Raw genomic sequence first — 15,576 nt, 5'->3', positions numbered from 1 at the left:
CCTTCGTCGTGTCGCGGAGACTTTCTCGCTCGAAGGGTCTGAAGTGCGGTTCGCGGGGCACGTGTTGGCTCCGAACGTGTTTGACTTATCTCTCTGTGGGCATGTCGACAAAACGCTGAAGTGACCTCACTGGCCGCGATATACCAGGTGTACGCGGGTTGCAGGTGGTGGGACGATGGTATTTATGGGGGACAGGGCAACTCTGTTGGAGACAGGGCGGTTTGTGCAGCGGCGCGTCCATGAGATGGAAAACGTGGCAGATGCGGCTTTTGCCGTCCATGCTGCGGACGACGCCGAGGCTGTCCAGGCTTTCGAGAACGGTGGGACCGCCGGGGGCACGGAACCGTCGCACAGCGCCGAGAGCACTCAGGGCATCGAGAACACCGAGAGCACGGAGACCGCCGAGAGTGAGGCACGGCACCGTCGCGCCGCCGACGCCGGAGACACCGCGTCGATGAGCGTCCTCGGTGCGCTGCTGCTGCGCCGAGGCGACCTCAACGGCGCCGAGCCGTATCTGCGTGCGGCCACCGCCGACGGCGACCGGGCCGCCGCCAACAACCTGGGCGTCCTCCTCCACCAGCGCGGCTACGCCGACGAGGCGGCCGGCTGGTGGCGTATCGCCGCCGTCGCCGGTTCCGCCGCCGCGGCCCACGCGCTGGGCCGCCACTACCGCGAGCGTGGCGACGAACCGGGCGCCGAGTACTGGCTGCGCCAGTCCGCCGAGCAGGGCCATGCGCTGGGCGCGTACGCCCTCGCCGACCTGCTGGAGCACCGCAGCGACGTCGGCGCCGAGCGCTGGCTGCGCGCTGCCGCCGAACAGGGGCACCGAGAGGCCGCCTACCGGCTGGCACGGACCCTGGAGAGCAAGGCCGCCGACGACCCGCACGACGCGTTCGGCCGCCCTGGGGCGGACGCCGGGCCGGGGGCGGGGCTGCCTGCGCGCAGTGGCGCCGCCGACGGCACCGGAACCGGGACCGGGAGCGGTGCGCGCGAGGCGGGCCGTGCGGACGGGCGCAAGGACGACGGACCCGTGGCGGGCCCCGCCACCGGGCGCATCGGTGAGGCCGAGCAGTGGTACCGGCAGGCCGCCGCGCGCGGTCACCGACGTGCCGCCCTGCATCTCGGCGCCATTCTGGAACAGCGCGGCGAGCTCAAGGAGGCCGGCCGCTGGTACCTCACCTCCGCCAAGAGCGGCGAGGCCCGGGCGGCCTGCGCGCTCGGCTTCCTGCTGCGCGACGCGGGCGACGAGGAGAGCGCGGCCGTGTGGTGGCTGCGCGCCGCCCAGGAGGGCGACGGCAACGCTGCCAATGCGCTGGGCGCCCTGCACGCCGCCCGCGGCGAGCAGCAGACCGCCGAGCGCTGGTACCGCGCGGCCATGGACGCGGGCGACGTCAACGGCGCGTACAACCTGGGGCTGCTCTGTGCGGCCCAGGACCGTACGCCGCAGGCCGAGCAGTGGTATCGCCGTGCCGCCTACGCAGGTCACCGCGAGGCCGCCAACGCGCTGGCCGTGCTGCTGCTCCAGGCGGGCGACGCGACCGGTGCGCAGCCCTGGTTCTCCAAGGCCGCCGAGGCGGGCAGTGTGGACGCCGCCTTCAACCTCGGCATTCTGCACGCCGGGCGTGACGAGGACCGGGTGGCTCTGACCTGGTACGAGAGAGCCGCGGCCGCCGGGCACACGGAGGCCGCACTTCAGGTCGGCATGGCCCTGCTGCACCACGGCGAGGAGCAGGAGGCCGAACGCCATCTGCGCTGCGCCGCGGGCGGCGGCAGCGCCGAGGCGGCCTTCCGGCTGGCCGGGGTGCTGGACTCGCGCCAGCCGCCGCCGGGACCGCCGGGGCTCGGTGAGCCGATGCCGGAGAAGAGCGAGTGCGAGGCATGGTACGAGCGGGCCGCCGAGCAGGGGCACCGCCGCGCCCAGGTGCGCGTCGGCATGCTCGCCGCCTCCCGCGGTGACCTGGAGAGCGCCGCGCGCTGGTACCGCGAGGCCGCCGAGTCGGGCAGCCGCAACGGTGCCTTCAATCTGGGGCTGCTCCTGGCCCGCGAGGGCAGCGAGCGCGAGGCCGCCCTGTGGTGGAGCCGCGCCGCGAACGACGGCCATGGCCGGGCCGCACTGCGGCTGGCCCTGCTCGCCGCCCGCCGCGGCGAGCTCACCGAGGGGCAGCGCTGGTGCGCACGTGCGGTCGAGCTGGGCCCGGCGGAGGTCGCGGAGCGGGCCGCCAGGCTCCGCGAGGCCCTGCACCAAGAGCTGACCGCATAGCGGTGTGCAGGGTGCGACACGGGCGTCACAGGGGCGGCGGAGCCCCGTGACGCCGCGCTTCCCGCAGCAGGCAGGAACGGATTTGCGCTGGTCCGGGGCGTCACGTAATGTTGTGTTCACCGACGCGGGGTGGAGCAGCTCGGTAGCTCGCTGGGCTCATAACCCAGAGGTCGCAGGTTCAAATCCTGTCCCCGCTACTGAAGACAGAAGGCCGGATCCTTTCGAGGATCCGGCCTTCTGTGCATGCCGCGCCTTCTGCGCATGCACAGACTTCCGTGCATGCCGTAGGGGCGCCGCGTCAGAGCCTGTGGCCCACGGCCTCCGCGTACATCGCCCGGTCGACGGCCTTCTCCTCCGGCACCGGCGGCCTGCCCTCCGAGACGCCTGCGTCGCTGTACGCCTGCTGCAGCCGGTCCGTCGTGCCCTTCCGGATCTCCCAGTCCATCCGCATGGACGGCGTCGATCGCAGCGTCGCCTCGTCGATCTTCATCAGCTTCGCCAGCTCCGTCACGAACGCGGGATCGGACTTGTACTCCCCGGCGAAGTAGGTGTTCACCGTCCGGATGTAGGCGCGAAGAAAGGCGACACCCGCGTCCGGGTCCTCGGTCAGCAGCGTCGGGCCGAAGAGCAGACCGCCGAGCGGTTCGCCGACCGGCTGGCCGCCCAGGAACGCGTACCGCTTGTCGCCGTCCACCTTGCGCCAGACCGGGTCGAGGAGCCAGGCGGAGTCCACGCCGCCGTTCTGCAGGGCGGTCAGTACGTCGGCGGAGCCGAGCTGCTGGAAACTGATCTTGTCGAGGCCGCCGCCGTGCTTCTTCAGCGAGGTGTCCATCGGATACGCGATGACCGAGCCCTTGCCGATCATCGTGCCCATCCTCCGGCCAGCCATGTCGACGTGTCCGGCGCTCTCGCCTTCCTTGAGGCGCACCCAGAGGCCGCTCTTGGAGGTGGGATCGGGGGAGAAGTTCCCTGCCACCCACTTGATGTCGAAGCCGCCGTTGATGCCGTTCATCACGGCTGCCTCGGGGGCTGCCCACTGGGCGTCGACATCGCCCTTGGCGAGCAGTGGCAGGGCGTCCGGGGTGGGAAGCACCTTCAGTTCGACGTCCAGGCCCTCCTTGGCGAACTCGCCCTTCGCGACCGCGACCTGGAGCGGGGCGACGTACTCCGCACTGAGTGTGCCGGTGGCGACGGTGATCTTCCGCTTCTTCGCCAACGGTTGAGGGGCGGGCGCGCCCTTGTCGCAGCGGGCCGGTCGGCGGCCGGCCGTCAGATCGGCCGGGTCGGTCCAGCTGCCCGCGCCGCAACCGGCGACGGGCTTGGCGGTGCGCGGCGCGGCAGCGGCGCCGTCGCTGCCGGAATCGTTCTTGGCGCAGCCCGTCGCGGCAAGCAGCGATGCCGCGACGAGCGCGACGGTGCAGGTGAGAAAGGTCGTGCGCACAGTGCCTCCGTACGAAGAGCTCGGTGGAGCAGATGAGGTGCCGTTCACGACTGGCTGCGGCCGCGGTCGCGCGGGGCCCACGGGGTGAGCAGCCGTCCGGCGATCCGCACCACTTCGGAGAAGACGACGCCGAGCACCGCCACGCAGACGATGCCGACGAACATCACGTCGTTCCGGAACAGCGCCCGGGAGTCGAAGATCAGATGGCCCAGCCCGTCGGCCGCCGCGATCTGCTCGGACGCCACGATGACCAGGACGGCCACGCCCGCCGCGATCCGTGCGCCGACGAGTACGGCGGGCAGCGAGGCGGGCAGCAGTACGTGTCGGAACATCTGCCAGGGCGAGGCGCCGAAGACCTGACCGGCGTCGCGGTGACCGATCGGGACGGCGAGGACGGCCGCCATGGTGGAGATCCAGACGAAGAAGAAGACCGTGGCGGCGACCAGAGCGATCTGCGGCCCTTCGCCGAGGCCGAACATGTTGAGGAAGACCGGCAGCAGGGCCAGCTTCGGTACGACGTACAGGGCATCGAGCAACGGCTCCAGCGCCGCGCGTACGAGCGAGAGCGACCCCATCAGCAGGCCGAGCGCGTATCCGGTGACGGTGCCGATCGCGTAGCCGCAGAGGACCCGCTTGAGCGTGGCCCACACATCCGGCCACAGATCGCCGTCGGCCGCGCGGTCCCAGCCGTCCGCCAGGATGGTGGACGGGGCAGGGTAGACGCGGTCGTCGATCCAGGACCGGGCGGCGGCCAGCTGCCAGAGCAGGACGAGAACCAGCGGCACGGCGACGGCGAGCGCCAGCTCCAGGGTGCGGCGCCTGCGATGGGTGCGTAGGGGATGCAGCTCCTGCGGGCCCGGCCTGCGCACCAGGACGGTTTCACCCTCCTGGGGCGCTTCTTTCACGGCGGTGCTCATGCCGGGATCACCTCCCTGCGGACCTCGCCGCGCAGCAGCTCCCACAACTCGCTCTTCAGCGTTGTGAATTCGGGTTCCGAACGAACGTGACCGGTGCGCGGCCGGGCGAACGGCGGCCGGTGTTCGGCGATGATCCGGCCCGGCCTGGCGGACATCACCAGTACCCGGTCGCCGAGCACGATCGCCTCTTCCAGGCTGTGGGTGATGAAGAGCGTGGTGGTACGGGTGGTCTGGGTGAGGTCGAGCAGCTCGTCCTGGAGGATCGTCCGCAATTGCGCGTCGAGCGCCGCGAACGGCTCGTCCATCAGCAGGATTTCGGGTTCGACGGCGAGGGCGCGGGCGATCGCGACGCGTTGCCGCATCCCGCCGGAGAGAGCGGCCGGGTAGGCGCCGGCGAACTCGGAGAGCCCCATCCGGGCGAGCCAGTCACGTGCCCTGGCGTCGGCCGCCTTGCGCGGTACGCGCTGGATGTCGAGGCCGAACCGGACATTGGCGAGAACGGTCTTCCAGTCGTAGATGCCGTAGTCCTGGAAGATCATCGCGGCCGGGCGGGGCGATGCCGTACGGATGGACAGCTCACCGGTGCTGGGGCGGAGCAGCCCGGCGGCGATCCGCAGCAGGGTGGACTTGCCGCAGCCGGACGGGCCGACGATGCAGGTGAACTCGCCGGGCGCGATGTCGAGATCGACCGGGCCGAGGGCGGTGAGCGCCGTGGCGCCGCGCCCGAACGTGCGGGTGAGTGCCTGGGCCCGGAGCGTGGGGGCGGTGGGCGTGGGTGTCGGGGTGGGTGACGGTGTGGTCGGGTGCGGATCTCCCACGGGTCTCTCCTCGCACGGTCGAGGTGTGGATCCGCCGCGGGGCGGACGCGATCGACGCCGACGATATGACGACCCGTCAGATTCGGGAAGGGGGTGCGCGCGGGGTGGATGGCTGCGGCCGACGCCGAACTGGGGCCTCAGCGGCTTGCCCGGCTGCACCGCTCGGTCGCGTCCGGTGGCGGAGAAGCACGCGGTCGGCCGCGCGCATCTCCGGCAGGGCCCCGCGGCCGCCCGTCGAAGTGGTCCCGCGCCGCAGCGGCCGGTGAGGTGTGCGGGCCGCCGGTCCCGGTCGGGTGGAATGCCGAAGGGCCCGGTGCGAGTGACACTCGCACCGGGCCCCTCGTCGCGTCTCAGGCGGTCGCGGCGCAGTTCGGGCAGATGCCGCGGTACGTCACCTCGACATCGGAGACCGTGAAACCGAACCGCTCGTCCGTGGGCAGGTCCGCCAGTGGGTCGCCCGCCGGGTGCACGTCACGGATGGCGCCGCACCTGGCGCAGACCAGGTGCTGGTGGGGGCGGTGCGCGTTCGGGTCGTAGCGCTTCGCGCGGTGGTCGGTGGCCACCTCGATGACCTCGCCGAGCGACACCATCTCACCGAGCGTGTTGTAGACGGTGGCGCGGGAGATCTCCGGCAGCTTGGCGACGGCCCGGGCGTGGACCTCGTCGGCCGTCAGGTGCACATGGTCCCCGTCGAGGACCTCGGCCACGACACGCCGCTGCGCGGTCATACGCCAGCCGCGTCCGCGGAGTCGTTCCAACAGGTCACTCATGAGAGCAAGCCTAACAGCGAGGGGCCCTGGTTCCGAACGGGTGTGACTTTGGACCTCTCCTTGACTTGGATTTAGTCCATTGTAGGATCGAGATCGATATAGGCAGAGGACAGGCTGCGCGGACATCAGGACATGACGGAAGTGCAGGAATGACGCAGGAGGCGCACGTGACGCAGGGACCGCTCACCACGGAGGCCGGCGCGCCGGTCGCCGACAACCAGAACAGCCAGACCGCAGGCGTCGGTGGTCCGGTCCTGGTGCAGGACCAGTCGCTGCTGGAGAAGCTCGCGCACTTCAACCGTGAGCGCATTCCGGAGCGCATCGTGCACGCCCGCGGCGCCGGCGCGTACGGCACCTTCACGCTGACCCGCGATGTCTCGCAGTGGACACGTGCAAAGTTCCTCTCCGAGGTCGGCAAGCAGACCGAGACGTTCCTGCGCTTCTCCACCGTCGCGGGCAACCTCGGCTCCGCGGACGCGGTGCGTGACCCCCGCGGTTTCGCGCTGAAGTTCTACACCGAAGAGGGCAACTACGACCTCGTCGGCAACAACACCCCGGTGTTCTTCATCAAGGACGCCATCAAGTTCCCGGACTTCATCCACACCCAGAAGCGCGATCCGTACACCGGCTCGCAGGAGGCGGACAACGTCTGGGACTTCTGGGGTCTGTCGCCCGAGTCCACCCATCAGGTGACCTGGCTCTTCGGTGACCGCGGCATCCCGGCCACGCTGCGTCACATGAACGGGTACGGCTCGCACACGTACCAGTGGAACAACGAGGCCGGCGAGGTCTTCTGGGTCAAGTACCACTTCAAGACCGACCAGGGCATCAAGAACCTCACGCAGGCAGAGGCCAACAAGCTCGCCGGCGAGGACCCGGACAGCCACCAGCGCGATCTGCGCGAGGCGATCGAGCGCGGCGACTTCCCGTCCTGGACGGTGCAGGTCCAGATCATGCCCGCGTCCGAGGCGGCCACGTACCGCTTCAACCCGTTCGACCTCACGAAGGTGTGGCCGCACGAGGACTACCCGCCGATCGAGATCGGGAAGCTGGAGCTCAACCGCAACCCCGAGAACATCTTCGCGGAGACCGAGCAGTCGATCTTCAGCCCCGCGCACTTCGTGCCGGGCATCGGCCCGTCCCCGGACAAGATGCTGCAGGGCCGCCTCTTCGCCTACGGCGACGCCCACCGCTACCGCGTCGGGATCAACGCCGACCACTTGCCGGTGAACCGTCCGCACGCCACCGAGGCGCGGACGAACAGCCGGGACGGCTACCTGTACGACGGCCGCCACAAGGGTGCGAAGAACTACGAGCCCAACAGCTTCGGCGGTCCGGTCCAGACCGACCGTCCGCTGTGGGAGCCCACCACCGTCACGGGTGGGACCGGTACGCACGAGGCCCCGCGCCACGCCGAGGACAACGACTTCGTGCAGGCCGGGGACCTGTACCGGCTCCTCTCCGAGGACGAGAAGGTCCGGCTGATCGACAACCTCGCCGGGTTCATCGCCAAGGTCTCGCGCGACGACATCGCCGAGCGCGCGATCAACAACTTCCGCCAGGCGGACGGCGACTTCGGCAAGCGGCTCGAAGCCGCGGTCCAGGCCCTTCGCGGTTAGTACGGACGGCTGCCGGTGCCGGTGGGCCGGTCCCCTCCGCGTCGAGGGGGTCGGCCCACCGGCCGTACGTGCGCAGGGGTGTCAGCCGACCAGTTCCACCGGGTGGCGCCTTGTGGGCGTCCAGCAGCGGATGATGTCGCGGACCGAGACGATACCGACGGGCCCGTGGTCGTCCAGCACGATCAGATGCCGGAAGCCGCCGTGCGTCATGGCCTCCGCGGCTTCCTCCAGGGTCCAGCCGGGCGCGGCGAAGACCACATCGGTGGTGGTGTGGGTGGATGCGGTCTCGGTGTCGGGGTTCTGGCCGGCGCCGACCGCGTTGAGGATGTCGCGCTCGGTGAGGATGCCGAGTCCGCTGGTGTCCCGGTCGAGGACGACAGCTGCGCCGATGCGGCGTGCCGACATCAGCTGGGCCGCCTGGCGGAGGGTGTGGGTAGGGCCGATGGTGAGGACCATCGTGCTCATGGCGTCACGGACGAGCATGAAGGGAGCCACCTCCTTCGTGAAGCGACCACGTGAGCCGATTCACAAGTTCACAAGTGGGGGGACTCTCAGCGTTGCATCCTTGGGGGACTCCAACAAGGGGTACGTAGAGATCATTCGAGGGGCGCACGGAAATGGACCGCACGCCCCTCGGGTGCCGTACGCCTCGCAGCGGCGCCGTCGCGCCATCCGTGACCTTGGCCCGGCGGCTACGCGGGAGGCCGTCAGCCGCGCGTTCGGGGACGGCCCGAAGAGCGATGACGGCCCCACGACGGACCAGGGAACGTGAGGGAAGGGAAAGTGCGCAGGTCAAGCCGCCAGCTGTCTCAGTAGCGCTGGTTCAGATATCCCAGCAGCTCGTGGTGGAGCAGGCCGTTCGAGGCCGCAGCGTTCCCGCCGCCCGGACCGGGCACCCCGTCCAGGCTGGTGAACCGGCCGCCCGCCTCCTGGACGATGATCGCGTTCGCCGCCATGTCCCAGAGCGAGAGCTCCGGCTCCGCGCAGATGTCCACGGAACCCTCGGCGACCATCATGTACGGCCAGAAGTCCCCGTACCCGCGCGTACGCCAGCAGGCCCGGGTCAGATCCATGAAGCCGTCGAGCCGGCCCTGCTCCTCCCAGCCGGTCATCGACGCGTACGCGAACGAGGCGTCCGGGATCCGCTCGACCTTCGAGACGTGCAGCCGGGTCGCGGAGGTGAGGCTGCGCCCGGAGAACGCCCCTGCGCCCTTCGCCGCCCACCAGCGGCGGCCCAGCGCGGGGGCCGACACCACGCCCACCACCGGCTGGAAGCCGTTCTCACCCGCCTCCATCAGCGAGATCAGCGTCGCCCAGACCGGCACACCGCGCACGTAGTTCTTGGTGCCGTCGATCGGGTCGACGACCCAGCGGCGCGGGCCGGTGCCCTCGATCCCGTACTCCTCGCCGAGGATCGCGTCGCGCGGGCGAGCCCGATGGAGGTGACCGCGGATCAGCTCCTCGGCGGCCTTGTCGGCCTCGCTCACCGGCGTCATGTCCGGCTTGGTCTCGACCTTGAGGTCGAGAGCCTTGAACCGGTCCATCGTCGTCGCGTCGGCGGCGTCCGCCAGTACATGGGCGAGGCGCAGATCATCGTGGTAGTCGGGCATGTCGTCACAGTATCGACCGCAGGTGTACAGAGCCACAGGACCCTGGGGGTGCGGGATCTCTTGACAGTGCGGGAGAGCGCGTCAACTCTGAACGGCAGACCCCTGGCGTGGGAGGCGACGATGCCTGCAGCGCGAGAAGCATTGCTGGACGCCGCCCTCTCGGCGCTCAGCACCCTGCCCTGGACGACGGTGCGGATGGTCGACGTCGCGTCCGCCGCAGGAGTCTCCCGGCAGACCCTCTACAACGAGTTCGGCAGCAAGGACGGTCTGGCCCGGGCTCTCGTCCGGCGTGCTGCCGCTGGCTACCTCGCCGGTGTCGAACGGGCATTGCAATCGCCCGGCGGCACAAGGGACAGACTGGCCGCCACCGCAGCCTGGACGGTCCGGGCCACTCGCACGAACAGCCTGGTCAGGGCGTTGCTCACGGGTTGCTGGGGGGAGCGGTTACCCCGCCCCGCCCGTCTCGCGGGGCCGCCTTCCTCGCCCGTACCGGCGCAGCGGCGGGCCGATGCCGGGCCGCCGACCCCGGCCGAGCTCCTCGGCCTGGTGCGCGACCGCGCGGTGGCCGTCCTGGACGAGGGGCGCCCGCCGCACGACCCGGCGGCGCTGGCCGTGACCTGCGAGATCGCGTTGCGCCTCGCACTGTCGTACGCGGTTGCCGCGTCCTCCGTCCCCACGGACGCCGCGCCGCTGGTGCGCGAGGTGGTGGAGCGGTGGCCGGCCGGGTGACGGGCGGGCCACCGCTGGCGCGCTACTTCTTCAGCCGGCCGGCCTCGGTGTAGTCGATGGAGGCCAGACCCTCGGCACCGCGGCGCCCGCTTGGCGTCGGGCCATCGCCGTCGCGATCGCCGTCGCCAGTGACCCTGCGTGATCACCGCCGATGAGCCGACCACGGCCCTCGACAGCGGCGCCTGTCACTTCCCCGCGCGCCCCCTGGCGGTCAGCGGGACGAGCCCGACAGCTGCAGTCCGATCACACCCAGGATCACCAGGGAGATCGAGATCAGCTTGAGTGTGGAGACCAGATCGTCGAGGAAGACCATGCCGTAGACCGCGGTGCCCGCCGCGCCGATGCCCGTCCACACCGCATAGGCGGGCCCCACGTCGAGCTTCTTCAGGGACAGGGTCAGCAGACCGAAGCTGCCGAGCGCGAAGATGCAGAAGGCGATGGTCGGCCAGAGCCGGGTGAAGCCGTGCGACAGTTTCAGACAGACAGCGAAGCCGGTCTCCAGAAGCCCTGCGACCACGACCAGCAGCCACGCCATCGTCGGTGCCCTCCCACGTCGGTGACTGCCCTGTCCCGCTGCGTGCGATTATGCACTTACCGGTAGCGGCAGGTCGCAAACGTGCCTGGGTCAGTCGCCTTCGCGTCGCTCCCGGGTGGCCAGGAGCCGGTGCAGCGAGTCCAGCCGGGCCGGATCGGCGTGCCCCGCCACCACCCAGGCGCCCAGAGCGCATTCCGGTTGGACGGCGTCATGGGTGCAGCCGCGAGGGCAGTCCTCGGTTCCGGGCTCCAGGTCGGGGAAGGCGTGGATGACCCGCGAAGGGTCGATGTGGTTCAGCCCGAAGGAGCGCACACCGGGGGTGTCGACCACCCAGCCGCGCCCGTCCGGCAGAGGCAGCGCCAAGGCCGAGGTGGTGGTGTGCCGGCCGCGTCCGGTGACCGCGTTGACGACACCCGTCGTACGCCGCCGGTCCTTCGGCACCAGGGCGTTGACCAGCGTGGTCTTCCCGACGCCGGAGTGCCCGACGAACGCTGTGACCCGGTCGTTCAGCTGCTCGCGCACCTGGTCCGCCGCGTCGCCGTTCTCCAGTTCCTGGCGGCTGGTGACGATGTAGGGGACACCCAGCGGGGTGTACGCCTCCAGGAGCTTGTCCGGGGACGCCAGGTCGGACTTGGTGAGGACCAGGAGCGGGCTGAGCCCGCCGTCGTACGCCGCCACCAGACAGCGGTCGATCATCCGCGGACGCGGTTCCGGATCGGCCAGTGCGGTGACGATCGCCAGCTGGTCGGCGTTGGCGACGACCACCCGCTCGTACGGATCGTCGTCGTCCGCCGTCCGTCGCAGCACCGAGCGGCGCTCACCGATGCGGACGATGCGGGCCAGGGTGTCCTTGTCCCCGGACAGGTCGCCGACGAGGGAGACGGTGTCGCCCACCACCGCAGCCTTGCGGCCGAGTTCGCGCGCCTTCATCGCCACGACCGTGCGGCCTTCGACGAGGCAGGTCAGCCGGCCGCGGTCGACGGTGAGAACCATGCCGTCCTCGGCGTCCTCGTGCTTCGGACGGGTATGCGTACGAGGCCGGTTGCCCTTCGGGTTGGGGCGGAACCGGATGTCGTCCTCGTCGGGGTTCTTGCCGTAGCGACGCATGACTCAGACCCCGAGCATTCGGGTCCACATCTGCGGGAAATCCGGCAGGGTCTTGGCGGTTGTCGCCACGTTCTCGATCTCCACTCCGGGGACTGCAAGGCCGATGATCGACCCCGCGGTGGCCATCCGGTGGTCGTCATACGTATGGAAGGTACCGCCGTGCAGCGGGCGCGGCTCGATGTGCAGCCCGTCCGCGGTCTCGGTGACCCGGCCGCCGAGCTCGTTGATCTCCTTGGTGAGCGCGGCCAGCCGGTCCGTCTCGTGCAGCCGCAGATGGGCGACACCGCTGAGCGTGGAAGGGGAGTCGGCGAGGGCCGCGACCGCCGCGATGCCCGGGGTGAGCTCGCCGACCTCGCCGAGGTCGACATCGATGCCGTGGATGCGACCCGAACCGGTGAACGTGAGACCGCGCTCGGTCAGCTCGCAGCTGCCGCCCATCGTGGTGAAGATCTCGCGCAGCGCGTCACCGGGCTGGGTGGTGCGCAGCGGCCAGTCGGGGATCGTGACCCGGCCACCGGTGACCAGGGCCGCGGCCAGGAACGGCTGCGCGTTGGAGAGGTCCGGCTCGACCGTCAGATCCCGGCCGAGCAGCGCCGACGGGGATACCCGCCAGACGTTCGGCTCGCCGCCCGTCTCGGGCTCGTCGACCTGGGCGCCGACGACCCGCAGCATGTCGACCGTCATCCGGATGTGCGGCATCGACGGGAGCCGGGAGCCGGTGTGGCGCACCTCCACGCCCTGGTTGAAACGCGGCGCCGACAGCAGCAGCGCCGAGACGAACTGGGAGGACGAGGACGCGTCGATCGCCACCGGGCCGCCGTCCAGCGCACCGCTTCCGTGCACGCTCATCGGCAGCGAGCCGCGCCCGTCGTCGTCGATCCTGGCGCCGAGCACCCGCAGCGCGTCGATCACGCCGTTCAGCGGCCGCTCGTACGAACGCGGGTCGCCGTCGAAGTGGATCGGCCCGTCGGCGAGGGCGGCGACCGGCGGCAGGAAGCGCATGACCGTTCCGGCGTTGCCGACGTCGATCGTGGTGGGGCCGTGCAGCCCGGCCGGGATGACCCGCCACGCCTCCCCGGAGCCGTCCGGGCCGACACCCTCCTCGATACCGACGCCCATCGCGCGCAGCGCCTGCGCCATCAGCAGCGTGTCGCGGGAGCGCAGCGGGCGGCGCAACCAGCCCGGTTCGGCGGCGAGGGCGGCGAGGACCAGCGCCCGGTTGGTGACCGATTTCGATCCGGGCACGGTGACGGTGGCGTCGACGGCCCCGCTCGCATGGGGGGCGGGCCAGAGGGCAGGGTGCACGGAACTTTCGGTCATGGCCAACACTTTAGTGGCTCACCGCAAACCCAGATCTTGATCAAACAGGCGGAAACCGGGGCGTAATACAAGCGTGGTACCGACCGCAACGAGCCCGGGGCCGGGCGCCGCCGCCCCTCACAGGCCGAGCAGCCAGCGGCCTCCGCCGATCAATGAGCAGAGCGACACCGCATGAAAGAGGAAGAGCCACAGCACGGCCGGGACGTCCGTGAGCCGGGACAGCTGATCCGCGTCCGAGTCCGGTGCGCCGCCGCGGCGCCGCTTCGACTGGAGCTCGAACACCGGACGTACGCCGCCGAGCAGCAGGAACCACACCGCGGTGTATGCGAACAGCGACTGCACGTCGGGCGAGGCGAGCCACGACACCAGCAGGAAGGCCGCGCCGGTGCAGATCACCGTGAGCGCCCCGTACACATTGCGGATCATCACCAGCATCACGGCGAGCAGCGCGGTCGCCACCCACAGCAACAGCGTGATCCTGCCGCTGCTGAGCAGCCACGCGCCGCCCAGTCCCAGCAGCGGCGGCGCGGTGTAGCCCGCCGCCGCGGTGAGGATCATGCCGATACCGGTGGGCCTGCCACGGCTGACGGTCAGCCCGCTGGTGTCCGAGTGCAGCCGTATGCCCTGCAGCCTGCGCCCGGTGACCAGCGCGATCAGCCCGTGGCCGCCCTCGTGCGCGATGGTGATCGTGTTGCGGGAGACCCGCCACAGGACGTTCGGCACGACGGCGACGAGCGCGACCGTGGCCGTGACGACCACCAGCCACTGCTCGGGTGCGGGCTGGGTGCCGAATATGCGATCCCACAGATCGCCCAGATCGGTGCTGTCCATGGTGCGGGCGGCTCCTTGCGGTCGTGCCGGTGGGTCGTGGCAGTCTGGCACTTATGTGCGGACGGTATGCAGCGAGTCGGCGGCCCGAGGATCTGACCGGACTCTTCGGCGTCGAGAAGTGGGAACCGGCGGAGGCGCTGGAGCCCGACTACAACGTGGCGCCGACCAAGGAGGTCTACGCCGTACTGGAACGCCCGGTGAAAGACGCGGATGATCAACGTCCGGTTCGCCAGTTGCGCGCACTGAAATGGGGACTCGTGCCCTCCTGGGCCAAGTCGCCGGAGGGCGGCGCCCGGATGATCAACGCCCGGGCGGAGACGGTCCACGAGAAGCCGTCGTTCCGCCGCCCTTTCGTCTCCCGGCGCTGCATCCTGCCCGCGGACGGCTACTACGAGTGGGTCACCGGTACCGACGAGCGGCAGCTGGAGGAGCAGGGGAGGAAGAAGCGCCCCCGCAAGCAGCCGTACTTCGTGACGCCCGCGGACGGATCGGTCTTCGCGATGGCCGGACTGTACGAGTTCTGGCGCGACCGCACCCTGCCCGACGACCACCCGCAGGCGTGGTGGGTGACCTGCTCCGTGATCACCACGGAGGCGGAGACCACCCCGCTCGCCGTCGCCCCCGCCGAGGGCCCGTCGGTGCTCGCCGACATCCACCCCCGGATGCCGCTCATGCTCACCCCGGACCGCTGGGACGCCTGGCTGGACCCGTCGCACACGGACGTCGAGGAACTGCGGGCGCTGCTCGCACCACCACCCGGCGGACTGATGCGGGCCTACCCGGTGGCCACCGCCGTCAGCAATGTCCGCAACAACGGACCCGAACTGCTGGAGGAGCTGTCCGCGCCGGAGGTCGGCACACTCTTCTGACCGGGCAGGATGAGGTACGTGAGTCCGACAGAGACAGTTCGTACGAGGACCGAGACGGTCGACACCGACGCCGGGCCGGCCCGGATCACCTGGCTGGCCGCGACGAAGCCGCGCCTGGTGCTCGCCGCCGGTCACGGCGCCGGTGGCGGGATCGAGGCCCGCGACCTCCAGGCCCTGGCCGCCGCGCTGCCCGCCCAGGGAGTGAGCGTCGCCCTGGTGGAGCAGCCGTGGCGGGTCGCCGGGAAGAAGCTCGCACCCGCCCCGAAGACCCTGGACACCGGCTGGCGCGGCCTGTGGCCCGCGCTCACCGCCCCGGGGCTCCCGGTCGTCGCCGCAGGACGCAGCGCCGGCGCCCGGGTGGCCTGCCGGACGGCGACCGAGCTCGGCGCCCACGCGGTCCTCGCGCTCAGCTTCCCGCTGCATCCGCCGGGCAGGCCGGAGAAGTCCCGCAAGGACGAACTGCTCGGCTCGGGCGTGCCCACGCTCGTCGTGCAGGGCGGCCACGACCCGTTCGGACGGCCCGCCGAATTCCCGCCGGGGGAGTACGAGATCGCCGAGGTGCCGTACGGGGACCACGGGTTCGCCGTACCGAAGAAGTCCGACCTGACCCAGGATCAGGCGATGGAGATCCTCACCGCCGCAGTCACCGCCTGGCTGGACCGACTCCCGTAACGCCCGGCCCGTCTTCCTCGCACACCGGGCACACCCCCTTTCGAGTGGATCGGCTCACCCTCGCGGAGGCCGGCCACA

At 70.8% G+C, this 15,576-nt stretch carries 15 protein-coding genes and 1 tRNA gene; 6 read left to right on the top strand and 10 right to left on the bottom strand.

Features of this window, described 5'->3' with window-relative positions; genetic code table 11:
• The first annotated feature begins 175 nt into the window (after positions 1-175).
• Positions 176-2,260 carry a sel1 repeat family protein gene (locus ACFYP5_RS01450; protein ID WP_389029034.1) on the top strand — a complete coding sequence of 695 codons (2,085 nt, stop codon included), beginning with the start codon at positions 176-178 and terminating at the stop codon, positions 2,258-2,260.
• Between the two features lie 123 nt (positions 2,261-2,383).
• Positions 2,384-2,457, top strand: a tRNA-Met gene (locus ACFYP5_RS01445).
• A 101-nt stretch (positions 2,458-2,558) separates the two neighbouring features.
• On the opposite strand, the gene ACFYP5_RS01440 is transcribed toward ACFYP5_RS01445, so the two are convergent.
• The 4 genes from ACFYP5_RS01440 to ACFYP5_RS01425 form a co-directional block, all read right to left on the bottom strand.
• Positions 2,559-3,701 (bottom strand): ABC transporter substrate-binding protein, encoded by a 1,143-nt coding sequence (locus ACFYP5_RS01440; RefSeq protein ID WP_389029031.1) that lies wholly within the window; start codon positions 3,699-3,701, stop codon positions 2,559-2,561.
• Between the two features lie 44 nt (positions 3,702-3,745).
• A complete protein-coding gene (locus ACFYP5_RS01435; protein WP_389029028.1) occupies positions 3,746-4,618 on the bottom strand; it encodes an ABC transporter permease in 873 nt (290 codons plus the stop codon).
• Positions 4,615-5,436, bottom strand: a complete 822-nt coding sequence (locus ACFYP5_RS01430; protein ID WP_389029025.1) for an ABC transporter ATP-binding protein — start codon at positions 5,434-5,436, stop codon at positions 4,615-4,617. Before ACFYP5_RS01430 ends, ACFYP5_RS01435 begins: the two co-directional genes overlap by 4 nt.
• Before the next feature lie 350 nt (positions 5,437-5,786).
• On the bottom strand, positions 5,787-6,206 hold the full coding sequence (locus ACFYP5_RS01425; protein ID WP_327422114.1) for a Fur family transcriptional regulator: 420 nt from the start codon (positions 6,204-6,206) through the stop codon (positions 5,787-5,789).
• 149 nt (positions 6,207-6,355) lie between these two features.
• On the opposite strand from ACFYP5_RS01425, the gene ACFYP5_RS01420 reads away from it, so the two are divergent.
• On the top strand, positions 6,356-7,825 hold the full coding sequence (locus tag ACFYP5_RS01420; RefSeq protein WP_389029022.1) for a catalase: 1,470 nt from the start codon (positions 6,356-6,358) through the stop codon (positions 7,823-7,825).
• 81 nt (positions 7,826-7,906) lie between these two features.
• Here the strand turns inward: ACFYP5_RS01420 and ACFYP5_RS01415 are convergent, their stop codons facing one another.
• Both ACFYP5_RS01415 and hisN read right to left on the bottom strand, forming a co-directional pair.
• A complete protein-coding gene (locus tag ACFYP5_RS01415) occupies positions 7,907-8,308 on the bottom strand; it encodes a cyclic nucleotide-binding/CBS domain-containing protein (RefSeq protein WP_030969738.1) in 402 nt (133 codons plus the stop codon).
• A 326-nt stretch (positions 8,309-8,634) separates the two neighbouring features.
• On the bottom strand, positions 8,635-9,435 hold the full coding sequence (gene hisN, locus ACFYP5_RS01410; protein WP_313939112.1) for a histidinol-phosphatase: 801 nt from the start codon (positions 9,433-9,435) through the stop codon (positions 8,635-8,637).
• Between the two features lie 120 nt (positions 9,436-9,555).
• On the opposite strand from hisN, the gene ACFYP5_RS01405 reads away from it, so the two are divergent.
• On the top strand, positions 9,556-10,164 hold the full coding sequence (locus ACFYP5_RS01405; protein WP_389029020.1) for a TetR family transcriptional regulator: 609 nt from the start codon (positions 9,556-9,558) through the stop codon (positions 10,162-10,164).
• A 211-nt stretch (positions 10,165-10,375) separates the two neighbouring features.
• Here ACFYP5_RS01405 and ACFYP5_RS01400 read toward each other — a convergent pair whose 3' ends face one another.
• The 4 genes from ACFYP5_RS01400 to ACFYP5_RS01385 form a co-directional block, all read right to left on the bottom strand.
• On the bottom strand, positions 10,376-10,699 hold the full coding sequence (locus ACFYP5_RS01400; protein WP_389029017.1) for a DMT family transporter: 324 nt from the start codon (positions 10,697-10,699) through the stop codon (positions 10,376-10,378).
• A gap of 90 nt (positions 10,700-10,789) precedes the next feature.
• Positions 10,790-11,806 (bottom strand): ribosome small subunit-dependent GTPase A, encoded by a 1,017-nt coding sequence (gene rsgA / locus ACFYP5_RS01395; protein WP_389029014.1) that lies wholly within the window; start codon positions 11,804-11,806, stop codon positions 10,790-10,792.
• A gap of 3 nt (positions 11,807-11,809) precedes the next feature.
• Positions 11,810-13,126 carry a 3-phosphoshikimate 1-carboxyvinyltransferase gene (gene aroA / locus ACFYP5_RS01390; RefSeq protein ID WP_389029012.1) on the bottom strand — a complete coding sequence of 439 codons (1,317 nt, stop codon included), beginning with the start codon at positions 13,124-13,126 and terminating at the stop codon, positions 11,810-11,812.
• Positions 13,127-13,243: 117 nt separating this feature from the next.
• A complete protein-coding gene (locus ACFYP5_RS01385) occupies positions 13,244-13,957 on the bottom strand; it encodes a M50 family metallopeptidase (RefSeq protein ID WP_389029009.1) in 714 nt (237 codons plus the stop codon).
• Between the two features lie 53 nt (positions 13,958-14,010).
• On the opposite strand from ACFYP5_RS01385, the gene ACFYP5_RS01380 reads away from it, so the two are divergent.
• On the top strand, positions 14,011-14,826 hold the full coding sequence (locus ACFYP5_RS01380; protein WP_389029007.1) for an SOS response-associated peptidase: 816 nt from the start codon (positions 14,011-14,013) through the stop codon (positions 14,824-14,826).
• A gap of 18 nt (positions 14,827-14,844) precedes the next feature.
• On the top strand, positions 14,845-15,498 hold the full coding sequence (locus tag ACFYP5_RS01375) for an alpha/beta family hydrolase (RefSeq protein ID WP_389029004.1): 654 nt from the start codon (positions 14,845-14,847) through the stop codon (positions 15,496-15,498).
• Positions 15,499-15,576 lie beyond the last annotated feature (78 nt).

It is taken from the genome of Streptomyces sp. NPDC005262 (assembly GCF_042872425.1).
Classification (GTDB): Bacteria; Actinomycetota; Actinomycetes; order Streptomycetales; family Streptomycetaceae; genus Streptomyces.
This window is presented reverse-complemented; position numbering and strand designations above follow the sequence as displayed.